Origin of the sequence: Leptospira meyeri, from assembly GCF_004368965.1 — a bacterium.
Lineage (GTDB): Bacteria > Spirochaetota > Leptospiria > Leptospirales > Leptospiraceae > Leptospira_A > Leptospira_A meyeri.
Genome location: NZ_SORO01000002.1, coordinates 339,843 through 366,785, shown reverse-complemented (window position 1 = coordinate 366,785; position 26,943 = coordinate 339,843). Strand labels below are relative to the sequence as shown.

Sequence of the window (26,943 nt, the reverse complement as noted above, 5' to 3'; positions counted from 1 at the left end):
CCTAATAGTCAATAATCGAAAGTTTTTGAAAATTCTTTTTCTATAAAAAACTAAAGGGACAGGCCAAAAACGAACTCACCTTCTTTATCTTTGGCGGGTTTGTATTCCAAGCACCTAACATCAACGAATTGACCTTTTTGTAGAGTGCTAAAAATTTCTGAATTTTCCAATCGACCTTTCAAATAATTATCAGTCACTAACCTACCATCACTTTCAAGAATGGCTTCATAGGTTTTTCCTATGACAGACTCTGCATACTTTGTATGAAGAGTGGAACTAAGTGACATCAAATCCAATACTCTGCGTTTTTTTTCATCACCAGGAATTGGATCACCAAACGATTCAGCCGTTGTTCCCTTTCGAACAGAATAGGGAAATACATGTAACTTTGCAAATCCAAGTTCGACCAATAAATCCTTTGTTTCTTGAAACTCTAATTCCGTTTCCGATGGAAATCCAACAATTACGTCGGTTCCGAGAAACAGGTTTGGTAGCTTTTCTTTGGCAAGTTCGATCCTGGTTCGAAATGCATCAGGATGATAAGTCCTTCGCATATCCTTCAAAACCTTACGACTCCCACTCTGGATGGGGACGTGCAAAAATTTACAAAATCGTGGATGTTTCATTAAGTCTAACAAACCAGAACCTACATCTGGTGGTTCAATAGATGAAAGGCGAATCCTAGAGTATTCTAAAATCTTTAAAATATCTTCCAAAAGATTGAGGAATCCTTTTTCGCCATTCTCCAATCGATACCAACCCAAATTAACACCCGTTAACTGAATTTCACCAACTCCATTATCTTGGAGATACCGAACTTGGTCCAAAACATCATTATAATTTCGACTAACACCAAGCCCACGAGCTGCTGGTATTTTACAATAAGAACATTTCCGATTGCATCCATCTTGGATTTTTAGATAAGATCGAGTATGACCTTCTGGCAGAACATCGGAATAAGCAAAACGATCCAGTGTTTTCTCGGGATAACTGTCTTTCCCTTCCCAATCTTCTAAAATCTTATAAGGAAGAGCACTTTTTTCGGAATTTCCAAAAACTCCGAATACACCGGGAATATTTTGTAAAATTTCTTTATCAGTTTCTGCATAACAACCAGTCACATAAACCTTTGCACCAGGATTTGTTCGGATGGCATTACGAATAATATTTCGATTTTTTACATCAGCCTTATTTGTCACCGTACATGTATTCACAACAATATACTGTGCCTCTTCCTGAGCTTCCGCCAGAGAAAAACCTTTGTCTTTTAATACAGAGTACATACCATCGGTTTCAAAAAAATTCAACCGACAGCCAAGCGTATGAAACTTAATTTTCACAAGTCGCTGAGCGCTACAATCCGTTTAGAGTTTTCTTTGATTGTATTACTTTCTCCGTTTAGGTCAGAAGCCTTTTGGATGCATTCTTTTGCTTCCGCCAAATAAGTGTTTGCTTGGGATTTTTTTCCCAACTTTTTATTTGTTTTATATAATGATTCTTGAACCAAAGCAAGGTTATTCCAAATTTCAGCAGAATTTTGTTTTAAAGAAGATGCCCATCTCAAACTCACATCAGCTTTATCATAGTTTTTTAGGTTATAATAAATTTTTCCTTCCAACTCTAACATTCGAAAATCATTAGGGCTTCCTGCCTTTGCTTTTTCGATTTGGGAGAGAGCTGTTTTGGATGCACCTTTTTCTGAAAGTGCTAACGCATAGAAGTATCTTACTTCAGGATTCTGAGGATACAAAGGAATGGTTTTTTCAGCAAGTTCGATCGCAGGTTTCCACTTTTTATGACGTGTTAAAATTGCAAGACTTGCTTGTAAAAGGTCTTCGTCGTCCGGTTTCCGTTTCCTTGCTTCCAACATATTTTTATAAGAATTTTCAAAGTCATTCAACTTATCATAGTTAAATGCAAGTAGTGCGTAAAACTCATAAGACGATTTGCCATCGGTAAGTAAACTTTTTACAAGTTCAATTGACTTGTTATAATTTTTAACCTTATATTCATCCACAGCTTGGAAATAAGCTGAACCTACTTGTTCTTTTCCTTGAGAGTGAAGGGATGTTACAAGAAGACAAGTAACTGAAAAAGTGAGAATCAAATGTTTCATAAAAGGTCCGATGGAACTGTAATGGAGTTCAAATTGACCGAATCAATCCTGGAATGGTAAGGTTCGATGGGGTCCAGGTATAGGAAAACGCTTCCCCCCTTGGAAAGCAAGTAATGTTCGATATGTTCTTCGGTGATGATTTCGGTATCGGCGGTGTAAAGAATCGGGATTTCTCCCGGGCCCATATGGACATGAAATTCCTGGTTTAAGAGAAAATCGGAAAGGTTGAGATAACCAGACCCAAAATATAGGCCTGACTGGAAGTAGTATTTATAGTAGACTTTCACTTCTGGAAGGATGAGATTCGGCCGAATGAATCCCAATTCGATTCTTTCAATCGTCCCAACGGTTCGGATTTTCCGGAGTTGGAACCAAATTTTTCGGATGAAAAAATAAGAAAACAGAAAGACGAGGGGAATGAGAATAGCCATTTCCGTTCGCCTTTCCGAAAGGCTCTCTAGACGAGAGCCAAATCTTTTTCCTCTGTGCTCGGAGAAGAACCGTCGTCTTTTTTCGGAATTTCTTTGTAATCAGACCAAGGAGATTCCGAATACACTAATTTTCCCTCTGCAAAATCAACGAGGATCTTTGTAGGGTTGTCATAAACACCTTTCAAAGACTGCACCGCCATATAATCTTCCAATTCTCTTTGGAACACACGTCTCAGTGGACGAGCTCCATAGTTTTGGTCGTATCCAATGGTTGCAAAATGTTCTTTTGCTGTTTGCGAAAGATCCACAAGCACTTTCTTTTCAGTCAAACGTTTGTTAAAGTCTTTCAACATAATATCCACAATGTTTACAATCTCTTCTTTTTTTAGAGGAGCAAAGTAAACCACTTCATCCACACGGTTGAGGAATTCTGGATTAAAATGTTTTTTTAACTGTTCACGAGCTTGTTCTGCTTTGTAGGTTTCTCTTTCGTCTGCAAAGTCTTCAAAACCCAATCGCCCACCTTTCGAAATTTCTTTCGCAGCGATATTCGATGTCATGATGATGATCGTATCGCGGAAGTTTACCTTACGACCCTTCGTATCAGTTAAATTCCCTTCTTCCATAATTTGAAGCAGGATGTTAAAAAGATCATGGTGAGCTTTTTCAATTTCATCAAGAAGTACCAAACTATAGGGTTTTCTTCTGACAAACTCTGTGAGTTGACCACCATCATCATATCCTACGTAACCTGGAGGAGCTCCAATGAGTCTTGAAACTGCATGAGGTTCCATATATTCCGACATATCAATGCGGAGCATATTATCCTCTGATCCAAACAGTTGTTCTGCGAGTGCCTTAGCGAGTTCCGTTTTTCCCACACCGGTTGGTCCAAGGAAAATAAACGAACCAGTAGGACGTTTTTCACTTTTGAGACCTGTGCGTGAACGGCGGACTGCACGTGCTACTTTTTCGATGGCATCGGTTTGGCCAACAATACGATTTTTGATATCCTCTTCCAAATTGAGAAGTTTGGTATTTTCGGACTGTTCCATTTTTTTCAAAGGGATTCCTGTCCAGAGACTAACAACGGAAAGAATGTCCTCTTCTTCAATGGAAACAGCATACCCTTCCATTCGTTCTTGCCATTGTTTGGTTTTTTCTTCCAACTGGCCTTTTTTACGATTCACTTCATCGCGAACGGCTGCAGCCTTTTCATACTCTTGGCTACGAACTAAATCTTCTTTTTTAACAGAAAGACCTTTGATTTCTTCTTCTATTTCTTTGATTTCATTAGGACGTTGGCAATTGGCAAGACGTGCCTTTGCCCCTGCCTCATCAATGATATCGATGGCTTTGTCTGGTAAAAAACGATCGTTGATATAACGGTGCGATAACTTAACCGCTTGTTCGATCGCTTTTTCCGAATAACGGACCTTATGGTGTGCTTCGTATGCTTTTTTCAAACCATCTAGAATGAGAACCGCATCATCTACAGAAGGTTCTAGAACCTTTACCATTTGGAATCTTCTTTCCAAAGCAGAATCTTTTTCGATGTATTTACGATATTCGTTATTGGTTGTGGCACCGATACATTGTAACTCCCCACGGGCAAGAGCTGGTTTTAGAATGTTTGCTGCATCCACTGCACCTTCTGCCGCACCGGCTCCAATCAGAGTGTGTAACTCATCAATAAAGATAATGATGTTTTGCGAGGTAACGATTTCCTTCATGATTTTTTTCAATCGTTCCTCGAATTCACCACGATATTTTGTTCCTGCAATAAGACTTGCCAAATCGAGAGATAACACTCGTTTATCGAAAAGGAGATCAGGGACCAATTTTTCGATTACGGCTTGGGCAAGACCCTCGACGATGGCCGTTTTCCCAACACCCGATTCTCCTACAAGAACCGGATTGTTTTTCGTTTTACGAGAAAGGATTTGGATGACTCGTTCGATTTCTTTGGAACGACCAATGACTGGATCCAATTTTTTCTCACGAGCCAGTTGGGTTAGATCCCTTGCAAACTCATCCAAAATAGGAGTTTTACTCTTTTCTTGTCTGGGGGCAGCTTGTTGTTGTGTTTGGCCTTGGGTTGCCCCTTGTGTGCCAGTTGTTCCACCCACAGCACCAGAAGGTGGCGCGCCGAGAAGTCGTAAAATTTCAGATTTAATGACGTTATAATTTACGCTAAAAGATGATAATGATCCGCCTGCGATATTATTATTATCACGTAATAATGCCAATAGAATGTGTTCTGTTCCAACATAGTTATGTTTGAGGCGTTTTGCTTCCTCTTTAGAAACTTCGATCATTTTTTGGTATTTGTCTTGTCCTTGGCTTACATCCAAAAGCAAGGCACCCGAACCCTCACGAGTTCTTTTTTCGACTTCTTTACGAAGTTCGTTTAAATTGATATTTAGATTCGTAAGAATCTTGATCGCGACAGAGTCCTCCTCCCGGAGAAGCCCAAGTAGAATGTGCTCAGGACCGATAAAATCGGAACCCAAACGTTTTGCCTCATCTTGGGCGATTTCGTTGATGACTCTTTTTGCTCTTTTTGTGAATTCCAACATGCCGCACCCTGCCTTTGTTAATTAGACGAACGTTCTTTGTTCCCATCATGACCGTACCGGTTTAATACGAGCCGAGTAAACCAAGAATTTTGTAAAACTGACGTTTTTGAACCACGGAGGCGTTCTTCCACGAGATTTTTACGACAAGAACCCGGTCTTTTCCGATGTTCCTAAGTCTATGATCGGTGGAAGGAGCAAATTCTATACCAAATTCAGACAATGTTTTTAAATTTGAAAAAAACCCAATCGCAAGCTCTGGATCCACTCCTAGTAGGACCGAATCTCTCCTTCCTGCTCCCAAATTGGTCGGACAGGACGAAATAAACCCGAGTCCCGGGAGTTTCGCCCAAATCTCCTTCTGAAACAAAAAACGAAATAGGCGAGTTTGGCTTCCCGAATGAGGCCGAAACATTTCTCGTTTCCATTCCTCACCGGAGAGAATTTTTTCAAAACGAAGGTGGTCTTCCGATCCCAAATATAAACCCATCGTAGAAACCAGATTTTTATCTCGTGTTTCGGTAGGTAAAGACCCATTGGGATAAAGAAATGAATCTATTTTTCTTTCAACTAACATTCGTTTTATCTCTATATCGGAAGGTTCGTAAAAAGGAAAAAGTTTCGATTTTAGATTTCTTGTGATTCTTGTTCTTAAAGATAATAGAGTTAAATACTTTGTATTTTTTTTTACAAAGTTTTCCAAAGTTTGGATTTGTTTTTCCGAAATTAATTTTTTGAAATTTGGTTTGGGATATTCAAAAACAGAAACGCAGTGGACACAACCAAACTTGCCGCTTTTACGAAACTGGATTTCTGTGGTTCCGCAAAAACGACAAAAACGCATTCTATGTAACTGGAGTTAGTTTTCCGGATACAATTCGGTTTCTTTTGTGTGCCATAGAGGCAAGTTCCAAGTCGTGAGTCACAAGGATCAAAGAGAACTTAAATTCATTCTGAAGTTCTTTGATTAAATCCATCAGATGGCGAGAGTTATCCCTGTCCAAGTTTCCTGTTGGTTCATCTGCCAAAATCAGTTGCCTTCGTCCTACAAGTGCCCTTGCCACACCAACCCTTGCACTTTCTCCACCTGAGAGTTGGGATGGAAAACTTTCCGTCCTTTCTCCAAGGCCTACCTTTTTTAAAATTTCAGTGGCCTGTTGTTTTGCCAAACCTGGATTTATTTTTGCAATGAGAAGCGGCATCATCACATTTTCTAAAGCGGTAAAATCTGGTAAAAGAAGATGTTGTTGAAAGATAAAAGAAATTTTTTCGGCACGAAAACTTTCCCTCTGTTTTTCGGTTAGGTTCTTTAAACTAACTCCGCAAACCTCCACCTCACCGTCATCAAACGAATCCATAGCACCGAGGATATTGAGAAGAGTGGACTTCCCCACTCCTGATGCCCCCTCTACAGAAACGATTTCACCAGGTAAAACTTCAAAATCTAAACCTGAAATGATATGGTATCTTTTATCCACAACTTGGTAGTATTTTTCTAATTTGCGAACAGAAACAGTTGGTTTTATATTCATATCAGTCATTTCGTATTGTATCCACAGGGTTTAGATTCGCAGCCATACGTGCAGGGAAATAACCAGCAAGACCCGAAAGAATGGTCGCTGCCGTTGTCACCATAAAGATAAAAGAAATATCAATATCCACAGGGATATGATCAAAATAATAAATATCTTTTGGAACAAGTTCTACTGGATCCCAATCACCAGGGTTCAGCAATCCGCCTATTCCATTGATGATCTCAGAGATTACGTTGATAATGACTTCTAACTTAGTGGCAATAAAGATCCCGGCCATCCCACCAACTAACGATGACAAGATACCTACAATCATTGCGTTTAATGTAAAAATTAAAAGTATATCGTTAGAAGCTAGGCCAAGGGCCTTCAATGTCCCAATTGATCTTCTTTTTGCTCGAATCAATGAATGGACGGTGGCCACCATTCCAAGAGCAGCAAGGACAATAAATAAAAATACAATAATGGAGATAATTGTTTTTTCAAGTCTTAGTGCTGCTAAAAAGTTTTCCTGTTCTTCAGCGATCGTTCGGACAGACCAAGAAGTTTCATCTTGAATTTTTTTGTCCCAGTTATCTTCGTTTAACCTTGATAAGATTCGATGTTTGGTGAGTTTTAAATCATCCAAGGAACGAACCTTAATGGCAACTTGATTGACCGCTCCTTTCATTTTAAAAAACTCTTGTGCTTGTGGGAGAGATAAAAACACAAACTTAGAATCGTAATTATAATAACCTGTTTTAAAAAGTCCGGTCAATCGAAATGTTTGGACATTCACCTGAACCCCACGTTCCACAGTAAATCTTCCACCAGGAACAGCCATAGTAATTTCACGACCAAGCCCATACCCGTAGATGGCACTCATTTCTTTACCCACAACAACCAACTTCTTCGTGTTGATGGATTGGATTGCATCTCGATCGTATTGCAAAATGCGAGGGAAGTTTGGTAATCCATTTTCCACTAATTTTTCTACTGAGTCCACGGGGACTGCTCGAATCATAATGGGGTTGAAGTTGTTATTGCTTTGAATGAGTCCATGACTCGTTATGTTTCCCTCGACAGAAACAAAAGACTCTGCCAATTTTGGATCTGACTTTAGGTGAGCGATGACCTTTTCATAATCATAAATCGCCCCAGACCCATATGAGTTTTCGATGGTGATATGTGGACCCCCTTGCCAAAGAGATTCTTTCACTTGTTTTTGGAATCCGTTGAAAATGGAGAGGACTACGACGAGAAGTCCCACTCCCACTGCCATAACAATGAACGACAGCCTGGATTTGATGGAGAGGAATCCTAGTACTCGGGACCCTCGGATGTAACGGATTGTGATTAAAGAGACAATTCCCATGATGACCTAATCTTTTTGACAGCTTTCTTCAAAAGATGGATACTGTCAAAAAAGAACCTTATGCCTGAGACACCAAACTATTATTCTGTCAAAGTAAACCTTCGAGACGAAGCCAATATGGTCTACACCATGATTGCTGCTGTCATTGACCCGGTTGAAACCAAATCGGTGAAGTTTGAGGGAGTTTCGTGTACAAGCCCACTGTCCCTTTTGCCAGTTCGGTCCACATTTCAGGACTTTTACAACCGGATGCAACGGGTCATTTACAAAGGGGAACAACAAAAAAACATCACAAAGTCCCTCCAAGAGCTGATCAAAACAAAATTTGGATCAGAAAGTTTTTTGGAAGAGATCCTTCACTATATGGATCACAACCTAACAGATCGTTTGGACTTTGTTTTTAGCGAAATCCATAAAAGAACCTCCGGAAATACAGAACCTAAGGTAGAAATTCATTTTGAACTCATTGATCCAAGTGAAGTTTCAAAAACCACTGTGGACGAGGAAGAAGTTGCAAAAAAAGAAGCCCCGCCTCCAACTCCGGTTCCTCAAGCCTCTGGTTTTTTAATCCCGGCGGACAAACAAATTGTTCAATTTAAGTTCCAACTCTCCCCCGTGAATGGAGTTCCACTCGTTGAACTAAAAGCAGGCGACAATGTATACATTCGTTTGGTTCCTGGTGATGCAGTCACAGATTCCATCATCAATACTCTAGAACTCAAAGAAGAATCTGGCGCAATCAAACAAATTCCCGCAAAAATTGTAAATATCTCGAATAACAAGAATTTTTCGGAAGTTGTCATCAAAATCAATGAACAAATCTACGGAAAAATCATTGAAGAAGAGAATTCTGTAAAAATCAAAACAACCGACGCACAACAAGGTGCAGCCAATATCATAGGTTCTGTTGCTTCTCCAACTGCCGCCGTTACCAAAGCAAAACAGAATCAAAAACTTTCTGCTGATGAAAGTTTTCATTTAATGCCTTATATCATTATGTTAATCGTTCTTGCGATTGGGATGATGACTATTTTTGTGATCTTATAAACATCTATGGAAAAAATAAAAAGAAGACTTCCGATCATCACTTCGGCATTTATTGCCATCATTCTGATTCACTCCCTCTTTGTTGATTATACGGTTCAATTTCCCGATTATATCGCCACAGAAACTTCCGAATCGGCAATGGAATCAATGAAACCTCAAGTAGTTGCTGAAAATGGAGTTCTAAATCGAATTTCCTATTTGGAATCATTTTTAGTTGAGTTGGAATCAAGAGAACTTCCTGTAGATACAGAGCAGGAAGATACAAAAGAAAACATTAAACGAGTACTAGTTGGTCAAAAGTTATTACTTGGGCTTTCTTTGTTCTATTTGTTATTAGCATTTTCAACCGCAGTATCCTATGCCTACCGAGCATGGTTTCATAAAACTTTGGCAAACGTTTTTTATCCGGTTTCTTTTGTTGTTTTGGCTCCAAAAGTCTTTTACCAACTCAACTTGGCAATGCAACAGGAAGTTTTTTCCTATTTCTATTTCGTTTTTTTAATCACTACGTACGGAATCAGTGTGATATCCTATCGGTTGATTTTAAAAAACAAAGAATTAGCGGAAGGATTTCAATCACTACAATTTTCATCTTCTTTAGAAGAAGAAGGAAGATCTCCAAGTAACACAAAAACTGGATCTATTTTTGCGCCAGTGTTTCATGTTGCCATCATCATCTTGATTGGGATCTTGATCGGAAACTTAATTTATATTCCACTTTTTCTATTACAAAAACACTATGTAACAGAATTTAGTTATTTTATTTTCTTTTTACTTGGGATTTTATCTTTATTTTATATCTTCAATTATAAAAAAGTGGGGGGAGAACCAAACAGTAGCTATTGGAAAAATCTCAGTGTTAGTTTTGCTTATTTACAATTTCGTTTTTTAAGGAATGGATTTTTGTCCCTATTTAGCACAATACTGATTGTATTCTTCGTAACGTTTTTGTTTAGTTTATTACTTTTTAATATTGATTTGATCCAAAATCATTTGGGTCTTTTTGGGAAAGCTACAGAATTCTGAGTGTTTATTGACACTCAGATTCTTTTCCTTTGCGCACCAAACACCAAACCTTTCCATTCGGATAAAACGTAGATCTAGAAATCAATTCTCCTTCATTTGAATAGATTTCGGTTGCTTCTTTTGCACCAGTTGGGTAGTAATAAAACCACTCACCCACCTTCTTATCGTTTTCGTAACTGCCCTTTTCTTCTACTTTTGTATCAGGATAATAACGAACCCAATCTCCCGTACGTAACCCTCCGTCAAAAAAACCTTTTTCGTTCAATCGACCACTACGAAAGTATCTATAGTATGGTCCGGTTTCATTTCCGAGCTCAGCGGATCGAATCCAAAGCTGTTTTTTACGATTCCCTGCTTTGTAATTTTGTTCGATGTACAATTTCCCATCAGAGAAATAAAACTTCCAAAGTCCGTCCCGATCACCGCTTTTCATATTTCCTTCCATGATGGTAATCCCGGTGAGGTAATTTAACTTTTTCCCATATCCATTTGGTTGGCCAAGTGCATCAACCGGCACTTCTGTAATTAAGTTTCCATTTTCATACCATTCACGATAAAAACCATCCGCCGCCAAAAGGTAGAGATTTGTTTTTTTTTCATAGTTGGCATCTTTAGGAATGGAACCGGGTCTTGCAGTTGTTGCTTTGCAAGGACCAAACAATAAACCGGAAACTAAAATCACAACTAATAAGGATACAAATACCCAAATCGAACTGTCTTTAATGTGTGTGGATGTAGATGTCATTTTCATTTTTGAACTTTGTTAGGATTTCTTTCGAGATAAGAATTCGATTGAGTCTCTTTGACCGAATGGGAGTTAAGTAACGCAAACACATCAGGATAGTTCCGTCTGGTTCTAAAGAAGTGTATACGATAGGAGTTGTTTTGCCAAGTCGAACCAGATAGTTTTTAGACATCTCTCGAATTTTTGATTCTACCAATTCAGGAGCTAAAACCAATTCTTCATGAAGAATTTGGGAACAGATTTTTTCTGCTTTTTCCCAATTGGAATTGATCTTTAAGAAAACCTTAAACTCATCCCAAACAAAATCCATAGTTTCTGAAACGATGAAAAATCGATACAAAACAATGTTATAGTTTGGAAAATGAATGAGTCGATTTGTTGATTGTTCAAATCTTGGGTCTGAAGCAATTTCTAATAGAGTGAACTTAAAAAAACCAATATTAACAACATCACCTTTGATATTATCTAGTTCAATCCGATCTCCCACCTTAAATCCGTTGGCTCCCATAATCATAAACCAACCGACCATATTGAGCCATACTTCTTTGAGTGAAATGACAATCCCGGCACCAGCAAGACCAAGCACCGTTGGCAAAAGCGACAGACTAGAAAACACAATGGGAAGGTAAGCAATCCCAAAAACCAAAAGAAATCCCATGCGGGCTACTTTTCTACGATTGTATTCATGAACCGCATCAGGAGCAGGTTTGATCCTTTCAACAAGAATCATTGTAATTTTATAACAAAAAACAGCAAATACAACCATGTATCCAAACAAAATCATGGTTTCCGCAAAATCACGGTTAGTGCTACGAAGCAAAGTTAATGGATTTAAATCCAAATAGAATTCTTTTAGGCTTCCCCTACCCATTCTATAGTTTTCCTTTTTGGCGTTTTAAAATTTCAAGGATCAACTTTCTTTCCACTGGAACACCAAACTTTGGTTTTCCGAAATCTTCTAAAAGAACAAAATTTAAGGAACTACCTTCCTTTTTTTTGTCATGTTCCATATGTTTTAAGATTTCTTCCGGTTTTTCATCCAAACGAGTGGGAAGTTCCAGTTTTTTCATTAGGGTGATTGCCTTTTGAAAATTTGATTCAGAAAATCCAACCAATTCTTTGGATAACAATAAGGCAGTGACAAGGCCCACAGAAACAGCTTCTCCGTGGGAATATTTTTTATATTGGGTTAGTGATTCAATGGCATGGCCTGTTGTGTGTCCTAAATTTAAAACTGCACGTAACCCCGATTCCTTTTCATCTTGGCCAACAATCCCTGATTTTACTCGCACAGACTCATCTATCGCATAACGAAGAGTTAGTGAATCAGCAGTATATTCCGATCGTTTCGAATTCGATATTTTTTCCAAAAAATCGCCGCCATCGAGGAATGCGTGTTTTGCGATTTCTGCTAACCCACAACTCCATTCTTTTTCTGGCAGAGTAGAAAGTGTAAAGAGTGGAGCAAAAACAAACTCTGGTTGGTAAAAAGCACCTACCATATTTTTACCGGAATCAACATTCACGGCAACCTTCCCACCTACTGACGAATCAACGCAAGCAAGCAGCGTTGTTGGAACCTGAACAAAACGTACACCTCTTTGGTAGGTAGCTGCAATAAAACCGGCAAAGTCACCTACCACACCACCACCAAAAGCAATGACAACAGCTCTTCTATCAGCTTCCGTTTCAATCAGTTGGTTATAAACCTTCTTCACTCGATCGATATGTTTATTTTTTTCGCCAGGTTTTAGATAAATAAAAGAAAAAGGGACGTTTAAGGACTTTAATTCTTTGGTAATGTATTTTTCATAAATCCCCGCAATTTCTCGGCTTGTAAGCACATAGATTTTTGAAACCTTGGGTAATGAATTTAATTTTTCAGTGAGGCCTTGGAAGTCTTCGTGTAACTCAATCGGGTAACGAAACCCCTGTCCGACAATTTCACGTTCTGACAACTTCATGGTTCATTCACCCATGGGCTGGAAATATATCTAGGTTTATTTGTTGTTTTTGCGCGGAAGTAATGTTTTATATCGGGCCGAATGTCCATAGACAAAATTTCTTTGGTAGTAAAATAACCGAATCCAGAAATTGCCTTTTCTTTTGGATTCAATACCGGTAATAGATCTTTGACCTTGGTTAAAAAAACAATCTGAATGAGGTGGCGTTTTTTATTTGGATCGATTGATTCATTTAAAAATAAAAAATCAATTTTACTCACTTCCAGAGACAATTCTTCATTCAGTTCTCGTTTGAGTGCTTCCTCTCCCGACTCACCAAATTCAATCCCACCACCGGGAAGTAACCAATACCCAGACTGTTTTTTTTGCTGTTGTACAAGCAAAATTTTACCCTTGGGATCTTGGATGAGATCGGCGACACGGACTCTCATCGATTTGGATTTTAATAAAAAATCGATCATAGTATTTTTAAAAAACGTAAGGCCGCTTTTGCTGCCATCTGTTCTGCCCGACGTTTGTTTTTTCCTTCCCCTGTTGCTTGGAAATTTTTTTCCAGGACAACAGAAACAAGGAATTCTTTATCGTGATCAGGACCCTCTTCTTTCATAACAGAATATTCAGGTAATTTTTTCCATTTCTTTTGGCAAAATTCCTGCAAAATGGTTTTATAATCTTTTGTTTCTTCGGCATCATCCACTGCCTTTTCCATCATTTGGAAATGAGGAGTGAGAAACTTCCGGCAACTTTCTAAACCTTGGTCCAAATACAAAGCACCAAGGAAGGCTTCAAAACAATCTGCTTGTAGGTTGGCATTAGCTTCCCCTTTGTCCCTCTCGCCTTTGCCGAGGAGTAAATACTCAGGGAATCGATACACACGCGCTAATTTCGCTATAGCGGGGGCTGAAACCATTTTGCTTTTTAATTTTGCAAGTTTCCCTTCTTTTCCCTTGGGTAAGGATCTATATAAAAATTCAGCAGCTAAGATTCCAAGAACCGAGTCACCAAGGAACTCCAAACGTTCATTATCAGATAAATAACGATCTGAGTCTTCGTTTGCGAATGACCTGTGAACAAATGCTAGGTGGAGAAGAGAAATATCCTTAAATTGGGTTTTCGTTAAAACTTGGAGTTCTTTAAGGGAGGAAATTCTTTCAGGTGGGAGTTTGATACGAATCGAGTCGGACAAGGGTTCGAAGATCCGGGTTCCTCTATTCGGGGAACCCGGTTTTTGGATTGGGAATTACCCCTTAAGTTTATCGATGAATTTAATTACATCGCCTACGGTTTGGATTTTTTCTGCGTCTTCGTCAGAAATTTCCACACCAAACTCTTCTTCAAGAGCCATTACTAGCTCAACTGTATCAAGAGAGTCAGCACCAAGATCATTGATGAAGTGAGCTTCAGGTGTAACTTCTGACTCATCAACACCAAGTTGTTCTACGATGATTGACTTAATTTTTTCGAAATCTGCCATTTTATATCCTCCAGGCCACTGTGAACAGTGGGGCAAGTGTTAAATCGTTTTCCGCCAGGTATATATGTACGCCTAGCGTTTTTTTAAAATGAAATTGTCGGAATTTTTGGCAAGTCTAAATAGATTATTTTCCTCTTGAAACCTTTGACATCGTTCTAACATCACCTAACATAAATTAATTTAAAGAAATTTCCTGCGATTTGTTCAGAAAACCGAGTCCACGCCCAATGGACCGAACAATTTCCAAAATCCTGACCTGATTTCCAATGCTTTGCTCTATTTTAGCAGATTTAACTTCTGCTATAGCAGAATTAACTTCCCATTCACCTTCGGGTTTACGAAAACAATTCCAAGAATATAGATTAAGGAGAACTCCATGATTCAAAATTGGACCCGATCACTCACAACTTTCCTCCTACTTTCCTTTGCGGTATCTTGTACAGAAAAGAAAGAAGACAACAATACATTGCTGGCTGGTTTATTGCTATTTGCGGCAAACCAAGTCAAAGTCAGTTCCGCTACCGATTTGGTGAACGAATCAGCTGATGATTACAACCAAAACAATTGGGGACTCATCACTCCGCAAACTTTGGCCCGATTTGTAAACAATTGGTCTGCAAACAAACCAAGCCATATAAGTGGGAACCTGATCATCTTACAAACAGATGCGGCAGATCGAGTTGCAGGTGGAGCTGCTTCCCCGTATATCGCTGAAAATCCAAGCCAGGGAGTCTATGTATACCTTTTAGATGATTATAAAACTGTTGATCTGCCAAATGGAGGATTCCGTTTCAATCAAACAAGAGACACAGGCCTATTCTCCAATTCAGTTCGTTACCAGGCAAATGGTCAGTTTGTAGATGATTGGCTAAAAACTTTTGGAATCAATCTCTCAAAAGATTTAGTTGTTTTTACAGTTGGTACAGGAAATGGAATCACGGCAGGAGCCTATCCAGCAAAAGCGGTGGGTGCAGGTGCCGTACAAGATGTCACAAGGGCCATATATTGGTTGCGCTATTGGGGAGCAGATATCAAAAACTTGGCGATTCTCAATGGAAACTTGAACAAAAAAGCAACAGGTGCAGGAATTCCTCTCTCTGCAAATCGGTCTGGAATCAACTTAGAAAGGAACGCCGGATTTTCAGTGAAACAACTACGAGTTGATAACACCGTGCTTACCCTTGGATTGGAAGACATTTATGAGATTGCAAGAACTGGAGGGACTGCAAATCTTCCCGGACTTACCGCCAAACAGCAGATCATCGATGCAAGACCTCAAACTCAGTATAATGGAACTGCTGATGGTTTAAACGTGGCACGAAATGCACTTCTAACAAACCCAGGAAACCAAGTCTATATCACAACTTCCTTTCAATCTTCCGGTGCACCCTCAGCCAGCGCAGGAAACCAAACATTTGTTCCTTTTGAAGGAAATATCAAATCTTCAAAAACGTTTCCTTGGGCGGATCTTCTCAAAGACAATGCAGATGGATATGAATTCTTAGACAAAGCAGCCATCAAAACATTGTTTGATACAACACGAGCTGTTTACACACCAGGTACTACTATTATCAGCCAATGCCGTACAAACTTTGAAGCACAGGTTAATGGATTTGCTTCTCTAAATATCCTTGGATACCCAACAGTCTATTATGATGGATCTCTTGTGGAATGGACAGCACTAGTAGCTGGACATGGTACAAATGCCATCAATCAAGTACCTGCGGACTTCAAATGGAGAACAGATACTTCCAGCGTCTCTACCTTCCTTTGGTACAATGAACCAACCCATGTGGTTCGCCCAACAGTCAATCTCACCGCAACCACCACTAAAAAATTCATCCAAGAAGATAAGGCTTATAAGTACTAATCTCTTTCCCAGTTTACACTCCGTCTCCTGGCATGTGCCAGGAGACATTCTTTTGAAATTATTCCCTTTCCAAGAAAGATTTTCCTAGTCAGTTTGTCATAATGGCAAGGAACGAAAAAGAAGAATCCATTCACATTGGGTTTCGTGAATCCATCACTTTAATCTTACCCTACTTTCAGAAAAAAATTTGGGACCAAATCAAAGCCGTCATCTGGATTGTTCTCTATCTTGCTCTATTTCAATTATTTGTTTTGCGAATTCCCATCAAAGAAGCAGGACTAATTGCCCTAGGAATTTCTGCGGTAATTCTTGGTTTAGCCTTCTTTTTGGAAGGGCTGTTTTTGGGCCTAATGCCCTTAGGTGAGGCATTAGGACTTCGCCTTCCCCAGAAATTAGGAATTCTTAGCATCATCCTTTTTTCCATTTTGATGGGAGTTGGTGCCACTCTTGCTGAACCAGCCATCACCATTCTTCGCGCCTGTGGTAGTAAGGTGGCACCTTGGGATGCTCCCCTACTATATTTTTTATTAAATGAAGGCTCTCACTATCTTTATTTATCCATTGCCATCGGCGTTGGGATCTCAGTTGTTTTTGGGATGTTGCGATTTTTATTTGGATTTTCTTTAATGCGAATCCTTGTGCCAACCATCGTTTTGCTGTTAGGTGTAAGTATATATGCATACTTTGATGAAAATTTAAAATTTATTTCTGGTCTTGCTTGGGATTCGGGAGCGGTGACAACGGGACCTGTCACTGTCCCACTGGTTGTGGCTCTGGGAATCGGGATTTCGAAGGTTGCAGAAAAAAATGAACAAAGCAGTGCTTATGGAGTGGTGACCCTAGCTTCCCTTTTTCCTATCCTCTCTGTTTTTTTAGTAGGAATGTATTTTTCTGGAAAACTTCCCAAACCAATGCCAGAAGAATTATTTTTTAACCAAGGAATCAAATTGGAAGAAGCCAAACTTCTGCTTGGTGATTCATATAAAATTCCTTCAAAAAAAGAAGTATCTTTACCAAAAAAAATCAATCCACCTGAGTTTTTCAAAAAGGCAAAAGAAAATATTTTTAATGCTTTCGAATTGGCAATCAGAGCCATTTTACCTTTGTCGATTTTTTTACTTTTGTTTTTGGGATTAATTCTAAAAGAAAAAATATCCTACCCGGAAGAAGTGTTTTTGGGGATTGGATTCTCTATCATTGGTCTCAGCATTTTTAATTTTGGGATCATCTTCGGATTAAATAAACTGGGAGACCAAGTCGGCGGAAAACTTCCTTCCACCTTTCGTTCCATCGAACTGATCGATTCCACAAAATTCATTCCTAACTTTAACCCAAAATCTGTTTTGAAAGCAGTCAACGAAGACGGGAAGGAAGAAAAATTCTTTTATCTCAAAGAAAGAAAGTCCTATACAGGGATTCCCTACCATGAAGAAAACTGGAATCAAAAAAACAAAGTGTATGAATATGTTCCCATCCACGGACCTATTTTCGGAAAAGAAGACAATTTATTAGGTTACCTAGTCGTTCTTGTATTCGCTTTCTTTTTGGGTTATAGTGCAACACTCGCCGAACCGGCTTTATCTGCTTTAGGAAACACAGTTGAAGAAACAACTGTTGGTACATTTCGAAAATCACTATTAATCCAATCTGTGGCGGTCGGAGTAGGATTAGGGACTCTTCTTGGAATGTTAAAAATTCTATTAGAAATTCCTTTGGTTTGGATAGTTGTTCCAATTTATCTTTTACTTCTTTTTCTAAATACATTTAGCAAACCTGAATTTATTGATATAGCCTGGGATAGTGCCGGTGTGACCACAGGTCCCATCACCGTTCCGCTGATCATCGCCATGGGACTTGGGATTGGTAACCAAATCGGGACCGTCGATGGGTTTGGAATTTTAGCAGCCGCATCAGCTTTTCCCATCCTATCTGTTTTGATTATGGGTATGATTGTTGAGAATTCCCGCAAACTTTCGTTACGTGATTCAGAGTTAAAAGAGAAATAAAATGCATTCTAAACAAAAAGCAATACGAATCACGGCAATCGTACATAGAGATTTAACTGACCTTGTTGTTGCCGCATTAAAACGGAATCAAATTCACTATTTCCATATGGAACCTGGTAGGTATCCAGTCCTTGCTAAAAGAGGTTGGCTTCTTTTTGATTTTTATCAAAATCATTCTATCATTGATACACCTGTTACGATCTTTGAAGTTTCTTGTGAAGCATCTACTGAAAACTTTTTACTTTCTCTTTTCAAGGATGCAGCTGAATTGAACATCCCAGGACACGGCAGTGTCTATTCAGAGACCATTGAATTCCACAGTCCCGTCCCGACGGACTACATTGCAACAACAGAAGAAAAAACAAAAACGATTGGTTTTTCTGGACTCACTGGAATTTTTTGTATTTTGCCTCGAGGATCAGCAGAACCCATTGCTCGTTTGATTCTACAAAATGGAGTGGCCGTTCCTACCATTAGTTATGGAACAGGAACTGGTTTACGTGACCAATTGGGACTTTTAAGAATCACAATCCCGAAAGAAAAAGAAATTTTAAAATTGGTTGTCCACTCTTCTGATGCGGAACATGCGATGGACTTTATTATCGAGGTAGGCCGGTTAGATTTACCAGGAAGAGGATTTATTTTTGAATTCCCGATTGGCCGAGGTTTACTCAATACAAAAGTCAGTTTGGAAGGACCCAAACAGGCAGCCAGTATGGACCAAATCATTTCCGCCTTAGATCAATTATACGGAAATATGGAATGGAGAAAAAAGTCCAATCAATTCAGACAATCGGCTCGTCATAGAAATTATTTTGAAGGAGTAAACGTTGTCATCAACTGCAAAGAGGAATCCATTGAATCTACACTTGCTAGTCTACGAAAAGTCGGAGTTTCTAGTTCGACTATTTCTCTAAACAAATTAGTTCATTCCCAAAATGAAAAGAACGCATTCACTCCCGCAAGGGAAGCTGCCAACATTTTGATTCCGAAAAAAAATCTTTCAGAAGTACTCACCGTATTGGAAGAAACAGGTTTTTTTGGAGAAGAAACAGAAGGGATTGTTTACACGATCGAAATTCCAAGAGCTTTTTCTTACCAATCGAAACTAGGTAAAAAAAAATAAAAATCCCCTCATCTAGAAGATTCGAAATTTAGGGGATCTTTTATCATCAAAGGATGGAAAGGTGGTATTGATATACAGAAAGGACAGTTACCACTAAAACTTAAGTGGTAACTGCTAAATTCCTAAATCTTAATGACCGCCACCTGGTAGAAAACCACCACCATTGATATCAAGGATATGTCCTGTGATAAAAGAAGATGCATGTATGGAAAGGCACATCGGTAACACATTAGATCACTCACATGGGTTACACTTTTGCTAGTCAATTCTATACAATATTCTCTGGTATTTCAACACTTTACTTGTATACAAATCCAAAATTCCAAGAATTGCATTCGAAAAGTAAAGACGACAATGCCTGTCAGAGATCTCTTCAAAGCCAACTACCTCTCCAATAAAAGGATTCCCAAAGAACACTCGATGGGGCCCGTACTGCGCAAAACCACTTTCGTGAACTTTATCTGTAACAATATGAGTTGGATAAGCTACCTCTAGAATTCTTTTTGGGAATGTCCTTTTAGAAGATTTATAGACTTTAGAAGGTGTAAGAAAACCTAAAGCTTCATGCGGTCTTACCTTGTTGAACTCATCACGGAATCTATCAAAGGCAAGCTGTTGAGCATCCAAACTAGACCTTGGAGGTAATGCAGTTTCTTCTTTGAGTGTTCTGTGCATTCTTTCGTGGCGACCATTTTGTGATGGTTTGCCTGGTTCTATACGTTCCGGTCGGATCCCAAATTTCAACCACCATATAGAAAGACTAGTTAAGCCGCCAATGGCCTTACTTGCAAAAGGTGATCCATTATCTGATTTGATTGCCTGCGGAAGTCCATACTCTTTAAATACCCTTTCAAATACTGCTTTTGTTTGCTCTGCATTCGTTTTATTCAGGATTTCACAAGCTAAAAGGTAACGACTATGTGCATCTGTTATTGTAAGCGGATCGCAGCGATTACCATTACCTACTGTAAAATGGCCTTTAAAATCAACACACCAAACATCATTGGGAGCGACTACATCAGAGAAAGGAAATAAAGACTGAGGCACTCTTGGTTTTTTTTTCTTAGGTTTGACTAGGCCTTTTTTGCGAAGAATGTTTCCAATCGTAGTTTCACTTGGAATCTGTTTCATGCGGTGAAACTTTGCTCTAAGTATGGGACGAAGTTTTTTAGGTCCCCAAGAAGGATGGTCTTCTCGTAACGATACGATTAGGTGAACGATTTTCTTTGGAGTTTCATTGGACTGCGTGATTCTTTTTCTAGATTTATCTTTGAGTCCGTCGATACCTTCCGACTCATAATTCTTTAGATACTTATATCCAGTTTTTCTTGAGATATTAAAGTCTCTGCAAAGATCAGCAAAACACCAATTGCCACTTTTAACAGCTGCTATAAACTTGATTCTTTCTTCTATCACTTTGGTTTCCTTCCAAGGTATCGGATTGTCCTCCGATACACAATGTAGGTGTTACCCATGTGAGTTGTCTCTTTTGTTACCTATCTGACCTATCCATACCGTGATTGAGTGTACTCGTACATCCTTTACAGTTTTGTCTCAATACATACTTTACAAAAAGTATGATTAAAATCCTGATTCAGACGTTAATGAGGATGGCACTTTAGTTTTTAGCGGACTTCGTAGAAATCTATTTTTGGTTGTCGAAGATCTTCCCATATTCCTTTTTTCGGATTCCACAGACAGAGTCACCTTTGCAGGGTTTAATTGCCCAATTTTTCTTGCATACTCATAATGTGGGTTATGGCACAAAATGGTTTCCAATAATGAAGTTAATTCAGAAATCTCATTATTTTTGAACTTCATATCTATGACTAATTCATAAAAAGCTTTCTCTTCTTGTAAATTTCCTCGTAAAAATGAATTTGATGCAGTGAGATCATACTTTTTTAATTCTGGTAACAATTCTTTTCCAATAAAGGCTTCGTGTATTTTTTCACCTACTAGATCTGATATATCATCGTTTCTACCTAAAAATTTTAGAATTGGTACTTGAAAGTGATAACCAGTAACTAAAAAACGATCCCCTATTTTATATCGATACAAACCCCCTCCAGTCGTAAGAAGGACTTCATAGTCATTACCCACGATTAGATTTTGCGGAAGATGGACTGCGCCATCTTTATCTATAAATTCATAAAAATGAGATGTGTAAGCTAATAGTGAAATTGGCCCCTGATTTCCGGTGTAAAAAGGGATGCTGATCATACCTTCTGTTGCAATGACTCCTTTTGATTCAAAATTCATATTGGGAAGTTTTTCCTTTAATAGTGCAAAGGAATTTTCTGCAAATGAATCAGTCCACAAACTAACACAAGATAGATTTGGCCACACTTTGGCCCATTGAATATTTTTTTCTAAAAGATTCCCAAGTTCTTCTGCACGTTGGGGAACATGGATCCGCAGTTGGTTTTGAAATTTCGTAGCGATAGAATTTTCAAAATTTGATATTTTCCCATATTGAAGATCCTTTATTAAAAGGTCTTTTTTGTTTACAATTAGCTCTAGTATTGAAATTAAAAATGAGGGATTCCAAACTGAAATGAAAGTAAGATCCTTTGCCGCTAAAAGTCTTAGAGCCGTTACATACAAAACAAAATCAGAATTTTGTATCCTTCCTAGCCACTCTGGTACGACCAGAAGATGGTCTGCAAAAATTCTCTCCCATGGTTTTAAATAATCACCATCAACATCAAAACCAATTTTTACGTATTCATTTTCAATCTCGGGGAAACCAGTGGGTGATACTGAAAAATAAAATGAACCTCTTAATAATTTCGGTTTAGAGGATAATAACCCATAAATCCAAACAGAAATGGATTTATTAAACTCTGTTGCTAATAAGTCAGTGAAAGGAATGTATTTTACCCGACCTGAACTACCACTGGTTAAACCAACTCTTCTGAGTTTTGACTTGGTTAAGACATTTTTTTCGCCTTTTAAAATTCGATCTAAATTGTCTTCGTAAGTATTGTATTCGCTAATTGGAATTTGTTTTTGAAATTCTTGGATGGACCAATTTCTTTTGATCGTAAACTTCTCTCCAAACTTTGTTCCTTCTGCATTTTTTAAAATATTTCTTAGGTTATCTAACTGAACGTCTTCGATACGGTTCAAGTTTCTCTTAAAAAAAATATATCCTAAGTAACAACTGAACTTCCATAGATACGCAGATAGATTAAACATTTGATTTACTGTTCAATATTCTTAGAATGTATTGATGAATGTTGGAGGTATGAAAATGAGCCAAACAAACCAATTCATGACCCTTATCAAAATCTGGATTCGTTTTTTCGAAAAATTTTATGAAAGGATCCTTGGATATTCTCATTACATTTCGATCGGAAACAATATCCCGAATTGTTTGTGAATTTTCTCCTCGATTTAGGATTCCAAGGTTTGGATTATAAAGGTTAGGAAAAAATTTGTTCGCAACCTGATCTCGCAATCTTACTAAAAATTGGTTCGTCTGGGTTGGCATAGGGATAAAATCTTTGAAAAAAACCGAAAGATATCGGTAAGTTCTAAATCCCTTAGATGTTAATAACCAATATAAGTTTGGATGTTTTTCGGAAAGTTTTAACATAAAAATCCCCCAATAAACTGGGATCGATAAGGTCCCGCGAAAACTTTCGTCAAGGACAGTGTCTCCTGAATATGCAATGAGTAGATCTTGGTCTTCAAAATGGAAAGGTAATAACTTCAAACCTGTAAATCCATAAATTGTTCGGTTGGAATGAAATAAAAAAATGGAATCTTTTTGTTTGAGATCTTCAATAAAAGAATCAAACAACAGACCAACATAATTTTTTTCCATGAGAGCAAACATTTGCATAATATCTTTCCTGCTTAACTCAGATGGCGAAATGATTTGGCATTCTAACCTCAAAGTAATCCTGCCTCCCAAATACTAAACCCATCGATCTTTTGTGCAAAAAGATTCTCGGATGGATTCCAGTAAACAAAGTAAGCGAAAGATTCTATTTTCCAAGATGGAATCTTTTTGATAAACGGGTACCATGGATCTTCTTTTGATAGGGTATAACATAAATATGCAAAGGGAAAATCTTTTAATGAAGTTAGGAGAATTTGTGAAAATATTTCAGGTAATCGATTTTCATATTCTTTTGCGATGCATAACTGTGTTAAAAAAAGATAATTCAATGTAGAACCAGGATTCGGCAAAATTGGCAAATTTCTCACCTGAGCATACAAATTATAAAATTTCCGAAAAAAATGAATCCATCTAGAATATCCAATAACTCTCCATCTTTTTGTTTGGTTTTGATTCCAAATAGAAAAACAAGAAATAGTTTTTTCACCATCTTTTATGAAATACCGTGTTATTTGTTTATTTTCATAAAATGAATCATCCAAGTAGGGACTTAAATATGCGGGTCTCTCTGTTTTTTTTAAAAATGATTTATATTCATTTATATTATTTATTTGTACCGTCCGTAGTTTGGTTTTTTTATTAAAAGCCTTTGGATTCCAAATAAACGTAGTTAAACGAGTTATAAACTGATAAAAGGGAAGTCCCGCTCTATGAGAGGAGAGAATCCTAATTGCATTCTGATTCTCAGATTGAATGGTCGTGAAATATCCATTACATGAACTTTTTTCGTGAATTTCTTTTAACTTTTGATAACCTCTCGCAAGTGCTATACCAGATCGATAACCTTTTAATAACCGGAGCCCTGCCAAATAACCGAATCGCAATCGTTTTCGTTGAAAAAGGTAGTCCGATTCGATTCTATAGCCAACACCTACTAGTTGATTGGAAGATAAATCTCTACCAATAATTACCTCAGGGTTTTCTCCATCCTTTGCAAGCGAATCAAAAAAAGTTGGAGTTCTGTCTAAAGCAAGTTTAAGACTACCTTCCGAAGCAAACGAAGCAGTGAATTGAACCAGCTCTTCGTCATCCTCTCTGGTTGCTTTATTGATTCTGATGGATGGCAAGTAAAGGTTCCTTAACTTTCATTAATTCTCCCTTAAAAGACAAGTCTCCCAAAGGATATAAATCACGCAAAGTTGCTTCCTTCCGAAGTAATAAATTAATAAACAAAAAGGCTTGGAGCATAAAAAAACTTCCGGAATTTGTTTTCGAAAACATTCGTTTCAAAATTGAAGGAAAGGAATAAAATGACTTTCTTGCTTTCACACATTCTGTCCGAATTACTTCGGGGTCTAAATTTGTCTGAAAGGGAACTTGTCCATAACGGTATTCATCGGCTAACCACCATTTGCTGTACAATAGTTTTCCTTCTGATTCGAGCCTTTTGTACAAAGGAGTACCGGGGAAAGGAGTGAGGTGGTTGAACGCTGCCATAAAAATTTTATGTTTTATACAAAATTCAACTGCTTCTTGAAAAGAATCTAAGGTATCATTTTCATACCCGAAGATGAATGTTGCATAGAGTCTAATGCCAAATTGATTCATTCTTTGTACAGCTCGTTCGATCCCTCCTCTAGTCCCGTTAAAAGTTTTATTCATCTTTTCTAGATTTTTTGGATTCAGAGATTCAAAACCAATAAGAACACCTTGGCATCCACTTTCTTTTAAAAGTTTTAACATCTCATCATCATGGGTCATTGTGATGGCAGCTTGACTCACCCATTTGATTTTCAGTGGGATCAAAGCACGATAAAATTCTTTCGCTTGCGAAGGATGGGAAACGATGTTATCATCAACAAAGAAAATGAGTTTACTTTTGTCGTAGATACTTTTGATTTCATCCAGAATACTTTCTGTATCTTTCCTGTTTTGTGTTGAATTGAAGTAGGTTTGGATAACACAAAAATCACATTTAAAAGTACAACCACGAGCCGCTTCCACTAATCCAATTGGTAGGTACCTTTTGCCAGCTAATACAGACCGATCTGGTTTTGCTTTTTTTATATCCGGTCGTTTTTCAGAACGATATAAACGTTTGAGTTTCCCATTTTCAAAATCTTCGATCAAATCCTTCCATACATCCTCAGCTTCGCCCACTACTACCGCTTCTGCATATTCTGCAACTTCTTCAGGAACTAAAGTGGCATGAAAGCCGCCCATCACAACCGGTATATTCCGCCTTCTGTATTCCGTGGCAATTTGATATGCACGTTTTGCAGTATATGTTTCAATACTAATGGCAACCAAATCAGTATTTTCATCAAAGGGAATTTGTTCCATTCGATCATCATAAAATTTTACATCTATATGTTTTGGAGTGAGTCCAGCTAAATGAGCAGCGGGAAGTGATTCCATCTGCCATCCCTTAATGTATTTTTTACCAGGGATTCGACCTATACAAGGATGAATAATCGTTAATCTCAAACTAAACCACCTCTGCAAGTGTAAAATCGGGACAAATTATTTGCATAATATCGGTAAGCAGAATTGGCACCAATGACAATAGGAAATATCTTTGTCAAATTACCAAAAACTCTTTTGCCAATTCCTTTGATCGAGTATACCTCTTTCCATACTTGCTCATGACCAATTTGTAATTGTTCGGCGGTCATATTTTTCGGCTGAAAAACAATATGTTGGCCATCGTATTTACTCCAATCTCGATCAATAATTCTTCCTTCTGATTCTAATCTCTTAAATAAAGCCGTTCCTGGGAAAGGAGTGAGAATTGAAAATCTTGGTAACCCAATTTTGTTTTCTAAAACGAAATCACGAACTGCAGCAAACGTATTTATATCATCATCGTCATTCCCAAAAACAAACGTTCCGTTGATAATGATTCCTGCCTTATGTAGTTTCTTTATTAATTCGGAATATCCATCTGGATCATTAAAGGATTTGTTTGTATTTTTCAATGTATTTTTGGATATACTTTCAAAACCGATTAGTAATCCTTTACATCCACTTCTCACCATCAAATCAAGAAGTTCTGGATCTCTACCAACCAAGGTAGTTGATAGGCCTACCCAATATATCTTTAAAGGAATCAGAGCTGCAAATAGCTCTTTTGCATAGGTCTTATTAGCAATCAAATTGAGGTCATAAAATAAAACCTGTTTTGTTTTTCTCTGTTTGATATCTTCAACGATATGGGCGATTGGTTTTTGATAAGGTTTTCTTCCCCAAGCAGCTGGGACAACACAGAATTCACAATTGTGAATGCATCCGCGTGTGGCTTCAAATGTATTCAGCGTCTTGTATCCCTTTTGATTTAACAAATCTCGCTTCGCAAAAGGTAAGTTCTCTTTTTTTTCCAAAGAAAAAGAAGAGTCCATAAAATATCTTTTTTTTAGTGTTTTAGTTTGAAAGTCCCTTAATAACCTGGGCCAAGACTCTTCCGCATAACCAGTCACTATCGAATCTGCATTTTTGGTTGCTTCTTCTGGCAATAAAGTTACATGAGGTCCACCCAAAATAACTATTTTTCCCTGATTTCGAAACTGTTTTGAAAGTTCATAACTTCTTGGAGCACTCCCAGTAATGACGGTCATACCAACCAAATCTGCGTCTATGTGAGATGGGAGATCTTCAATTCCTTCATCATATATTTTTACCTCTGCATTTAAATCCTCAGGAACTAGGGCTGCTAGAGTTGTTAATGTAAGCGGTGCTGCCCTAAGATCCTTTCGAAAAATCCCTGTTCGGTGGCGATAAAGTGGTCCCTTGGGAGAGATTAATGCAATTTTCAGGCGAGTTGACATTC

At 38.1% G+C, this 26,943-nt stretch carries 24 protein-coding genes; 5 read left to right on the top strand and 19 right to left on the bottom strand.

Features of this window, described 5'->3' with window-relative positions:
• Positions 1–50: 50 nt before the first annotated feature.
• The 7 genes from mtaB to CLV96_RS15805 form a co-directional block, all read right to left on the bottom strand.
• Positions 51–1,340, bottom strand: a complete 1,290-nt coding sequence (gene mtaB / locus CLV96_RS15835) for a tRNA (N(6)-L-threonylcarbamoyladenosine(37)-C(2))-methylthiotransferase MtaB (RefSeq protein WP_081581530.1) — start codon at positions 1,338–1,340, stop codon at positions 51–53.
• A complete protein-coding gene (locus tag CLV96_RS15830; protein ID WP_004784124.1) occupies positions 1,337–2,116 on the bottom strand; it encodes a tetratricopeptide repeat protein in 780 nt (259 codons plus the stop codon). Before CLV96_RS15830 ends, mtaB begins: the two co-directional genes overlap by 4 nt.
• Positions 2,113–2,547, bottom strand: a complete 435-nt coding sequence (locus CLV96_RS15825; RefSeq protein ID WP_004785347.1) for a hypothetical protein — start codon at positions 2,545–2,547, stop codon at positions 2,113–2,115. Before CLV96_RS15825 ends, CLV96_RS15830 begins: the two co-directional genes overlap by 4 nt.
• A 26-nt stretch (positions 2,548–2,573) precedes the next feature.
• The gene (locus CLV96_RS15820) at positions 2,574–5,126 is read right to left on the bottom strand and encodes an ATP-dependent Clp protease ATP-binding subunit (protein WP_004785613.1); all 2,553 of its coding nucleotides are present in this window, start codon (positions 5,124–5,126) and stop codon (positions 2,574–2,576) included.
• 61 nt (positions 5,127–5,187) lie between these two features.
• Positions 5,188–5,967 (bottom strand): ATP--guanido phosphotransferase, encoded by a 780-nt coding sequence (locus tag CLV96_RS15815; protein WP_004786245.1) that lies wholly within the window; start codon positions 5,965–5,967, stop codon positions 5,188–5,190.
• 1 nt (position 5,968) lies between these two features.
• Positions 5,969–6,664, bottom strand: a complete 696-nt coding sequence (locus CLV96_RS15810) for an ABC transporter ATP-binding protein (RefSeq protein ID WP_004784813.1) — start codon at positions 6,662–6,664, stop codon at positions 5,969–5,971.
• Positions 6,657–8,009, bottom strand: coding sequence for an ABC transporter permease (locus CLV96_RS15805; protein WP_035983248.1), 1,353 nt, complete (start codon positions 8,007–8,009; stop codon positions 6,657–6,659). Before CLV96_RS15805 ends, CLV96_RS15810 begins: the two co-directional genes overlap by 8 nt.
• A gap of 60 nt (positions 8,010–8,069) precedes the next feature.
• Here CLV96_RS15805 and CLV96_RS15800 point away from each other — a divergent pair, with 60 nt between their 5' ends.
• Together CLV96_RS15800 and CLV96_RS15795 are read left to right on the top strand one after the other, a co-directional pair.
• Positions 8,070–9,056, top strand: coding sequence for a hypothetical protein (locus tag CLV96_RS15800; RefSeq protein WP_004786538.1), 987 nt, complete (start codon positions 8,070–8,072; stop codon positions 9,054–9,056).
• Between the two features lie 6 nt (positions 9,057–9,062).
• Positions 9,063–10,082 carry an LIC_10230 family protein gene (locus tag CLV96_RS15795; RefSeq protein WP_004786369.1) on the top strand — a complete coding sequence of 340 codons (1,020 nt, stop codon included), beginning with the start codon at positions 9,063–9,065 and terminating at the stop codon, positions 10,080–10,082.
• 4 nt (positions 10,083–10,086) lie between these two features.
• Here CLV96_RS15795 and CLV96_RS15790 read toward each other — a convergent pair whose 3' ends face one another.
• The 6 genes from CLV96_RS15790 to acpP are packed head-to-tail and all read right to left on the bottom strand — an operon-like array spanning position 10,087 to position 14,265.
• Positions 10,087–10,827: a toxin-antitoxin system YwqK family antitoxin gene (locus CLV96_RS15790; RefSeq protein WP_208325422.1), complete on the bottom strand. Its 741-nt coding sequence runs from the start codon at positions 10,825–10,827 to the stop codon at positions 10,087–10,089.
• Positions 10,802–11,698 carry a mechanosensitive ion channel family protein gene (locus CLV96_RS15785; protein WP_004785960.1) on the bottom strand — a complete coding sequence of 299 codons (897 nt, stop codon included), beginning with the start codon at positions 11,696–11,698 and terminating at the stop codon, positions 10,802–10,804. Before CLV96_RS15785 ends, CLV96_RS15790 begins: the two co-directional genes overlap by 26 nt.
• Position 11,699: 1 nt before the next feature.
• On the bottom strand, positions 11,700–12,791 hold the full coding sequence (gene aroB / locus CLV96_RS15780; protein ID WP_004786949.1) for a 3-dehydroquinate synthase: 1,092 nt from the start codon (positions 12,789–12,791) through the stop codon (positions 11,700–11,702).
• Positions 12,788–13,252 carry an NUDIX domain-containing protein gene (locus CLV96_RS15775; protein ID WP_134152041.1) on the bottom strand — a complete coding sequence of 155 codons (465 nt, stop codon included), beginning with the start codon at positions 13,250–13,252 and terminating at the stop codon, positions 12,788–12,790. Before CLV96_RS15775 ends, aroB begins: the two co-directional genes overlap by 4 nt.
• Entirely contained in the window at positions 13,249–13,977 is a 729-nt protein-coding gene (gene rnc / locus CLV96_RS15770; RefSeq protein ID WP_004785212.1) for a ribonuclease III, read from the bottom strand. Before rnc ends, CLV96_RS15775 begins: the two co-directional genes overlap by 4 nt.
• A 54-nt stretch (positions 13,978–14,031) precedes the next feature.
• Complete coding sequence (acpP, locus tag CLV96_RS15765) at positions 14,032–14,265, bottom strand: acyl carrier protein (protein WP_002974954.1); 234 nt, start codon at positions 14,263–14,265, stop codon at positions 14,032–14,034.
• A 376-nt stretch (positions 14,266–14,641) separates the two neighbouring features.
• Between acpP and CLV96_RS15760 the strand changes: the two genes are divergently transcribed.
• The 3 genes from CLV96_RS15760 to CLV96_RS15750 all read left to right on the top strand — a co-directional run bounded on the left by CLV96_RS15760 (position 14,642) and on the right by CLV96_RS15750 (position 19,267).
• Positions 14,642–16,135, top strand: coding sequence for a sulfurtransferase (locus tag CLV96_RS15760; RefSeq protein ID WP_004785404.1), 1,494 nt, complete (start codon positions 14,642–14,644; stop codon positions 16,133–16,135).
• Positions 16,136–16,236: 101 nt separating this feature from the next.
• On the top strand, positions 16,237–18,141 hold the full coding sequence (locus CLV96_RS15755) for a DUF1538 domain-containing protein (RefSeq protein ID WP_004786523.1): 1,905 nt from the start codon (positions 16,237–16,239) through the stop codon (positions 18,139–18,141).
• Position 18,142: 1 nt separating this feature from the next.
• Positions 18,143–19,267, top strand: a complete 1,125-nt coding sequence (locus CLV96_RS15750) for a P-II family nitrogen regulator (RefSeq protein ID WP_004786641.1) — start codon at positions 18,143–18,145, stop codon at positions 19,265–19,267.
• A gap of 258 nt (positions 19,268–19,525) precedes the next feature.
• Here CLV96_RS15750 and CLV96_RS15740 read toward each other — a convergent pair whose 3' ends face one another.
• The 6 genes from CLV96_RS15740 to CLV96_RS15715 form a co-directional block, all read right to left on the bottom strand.
• On the bottom strand, positions 19,526–20,704 hold the full coding sequence (locus CLV96_RS15740) for an integrase core domain-containing protein (protein ID WP_040917460.1): 1,179 nt from the start codon (positions 20,702–20,704) through the stop codon (positions 19,526–19,528).
• Between the two features lie 144 nt (positions 20,705–20,848).
• The gene (locus tag CLV96_RS15735; RefSeq protein WP_004787843.1) at positions 20,849–22,399 is read right to left on the bottom strand and encodes a GH3 family acyl-acid amido synthetase; all 1,551 of its coding nucleotides are present in this window, start codon (positions 22,397–22,399) and stop codon (positions 20,849–20,851) included.
• 61 nt (positions 22,400–22,460) lie between these two features.
• Positions 22,461–23,099: a hypothetical protein gene (locus tag CLV96_RS15730; RefSeq protein WP_208325416.1), complete on the bottom strand. Its 639-nt coding sequence runs from the start codon at positions 23,097–23,099 to the stop codon at positions 22,461–22,463.
• A gap of 68 nt (positions 23,100–23,167) precedes the next feature.
• A complete protein-coding gene (locus tag CLV96_RS15725; protein WP_004788163.1) occupies positions 23,168–24,244 on the bottom strand; it encodes a hypothetical protein in 1,077 nt (358 codons plus the stop codon).
• Positions 24,222–25,535 carry a B12-binding domain-containing radical SAM protein gene (locus CLV96_RS15720; RefSeq protein WP_004788202.1) on the bottom strand — a complete coding sequence of 438 codons (1,314 nt, stop codon included), beginning with the start codon at positions 25,533–25,535 and terminating at the stop codon, positions 24,222–24,224. The genes CLV96_RS15725 and CLV96_RS15720 overlap by 23 nt, the downstream gene beginning before the upstream one ends.
• 65 nt (positions 25,536–25,600) lie before the next feature.
• Positions 25,601–26,941 (bottom strand): B12-binding domain-containing radical SAM protein, encoded by a 1,341-nt coding sequence (locus CLV96_RS15715; protein ID WP_004788064.1) that lies wholly within the window; start codon positions 26,939–26,941, stop codon positions 25,601–25,603.
• Positions 26,942–26,943: the final 2 nt, after the last annotated feature.

Excerpts from the sequence above, each read along its gene's own strand:
- CLV96_RS15830 (WP_004784124.1), bottom strand. The coding sequence starts at position 2,116 with ATGAAACATTTGATTCTCACTTTTTCAGTTACTTGTCTTCTTGTAACA.
- CLV96_RS15825 (WP_004785347.1), bottom strand. The coding sequence starts at position 2,547 with ATGGCTATTCTCATTCCCCTCGTCTTTCTGTTTTCTTATTTTTTCATC.
- CLV96_RS15820 (WP_004785613.1), bottom strand. The coding sequence starts at position 5,126 with ATGTTGGAATTCACAAAAAGAGCAAAAAGAGTCATCAACGAAATCGCC.
- CLV96_RS15815 (WP_004786245.1), bottom strand. The coding sequence starts at position 5,967 with ATGCGTTTTTGTCGTTTTTGCGGAACCACAGAAATCCAGTTTCGTAAA.
- CLV96_RS15810 (WP_004784813.1), bottom strand. The coding sequence starts at position 6,664 with ATGACTGATATGAATATAAAACCAACTGTTTCTGTTCGCAAATTAGAA.
- CLV96_RS15805 (WP_035983248.1), bottom strand. The coding sequence starts at position 8,009 with ATGGGAATTGTCTCTTTAATCACAATCCGTTACATCCGAGGGTCCCGA.
- CLV96_RS15800 (WP_004786538.1), top strand. The coding sequence starts at position 8,070 with ATGCCTGAGACACCAAACTATTATTCTGTCAAAGTAAACCTTCGAGAC.
- CLV96_RS15795 (WP_004786369.1), top strand. The coding sequence starts at position 9,063 with ATGGAAAAAATAAAAAGAAGACTTCCGATCATCACTTCGGCATTTATT.
- CLV96_RS15790 (WP_208325422.1), bottom strand. The coding sequence starts at position 10,827 with ATGACATCTACATCCACACACATTAAAGACAGTTCGATTTGGGTATTT.
- CLV96_RS15785 (WP_004785960.1), bottom strand. The coding sequence starts at position 11,698 with ATGGGTAGGGGAAGCCTAAAAGAATTCTATTTGGATTTAAATCCATTA.
- aroB (WP_004786949.1), bottom strand. The coding sequence starts at position 12,791 with ATGAAGTTGTCAGAACGTGAAATTGTCGGACAGGGGTTTCGTTACCCG.
- CLV96_RS15775 (WP_134152041.1), bottom strand. The coding sequence starts at position 13,252 with ATGATCGATTTTTTATTAAAATCCAAATCGATGAGAGTCCGTGTCGCC.
- acpP (WP_002974954.1), bottom strand. The coding sequence starts at position 14,265 with ATGGCAGATTTCGAAAAAATTAAGTCAATCATCGTAGAACAACTTGGT.
- CLV96_RS15760 (WP_004785404.1), top strand. The coding sequence starts at position 14,642 with ATGATTCAAAATTGGACCCGATCACTCACAACTTTCCTCCTACTTTCC.
- CLV96_RS15755 (WP_004786523.1), top strand. The coding sequence starts at position 16,237 with ATGGCAAGGAACGAAAAAGAAGAATCCATTCACATTGGGTTTCGTGAA.
- CLV96_RS15750 (WP_004786641.1), top strand. The coding sequence starts at position 18,143 with ATGCATTCTAAACAAAAAGCAATACGAATCACGGCAATCGTACATAGA.
- CLV96_RS15730 (WP_208325416.1), bottom strand. The coding sequence starts at position 23,099 with ATGGAAAAAAATTATGTTGGTCTGTTGTTTGATTCTTTTATTGAAGAT.
- CLV96_RS15720 (WP_004788202.1), bottom strand. The coding sequence starts at position 25,535 with ATGGAATCACTTCCCGCTGCTCATTTAGCTGGACTCACTCCAAAACAT.
- CLV96_RS15715 (WP_004788064.1), bottom strand. The coding sequence starts at position 26,941 with ATGTCAACTCGCCTGAAAATTGCATTAATCTCTCCCAAGGGACCACTT.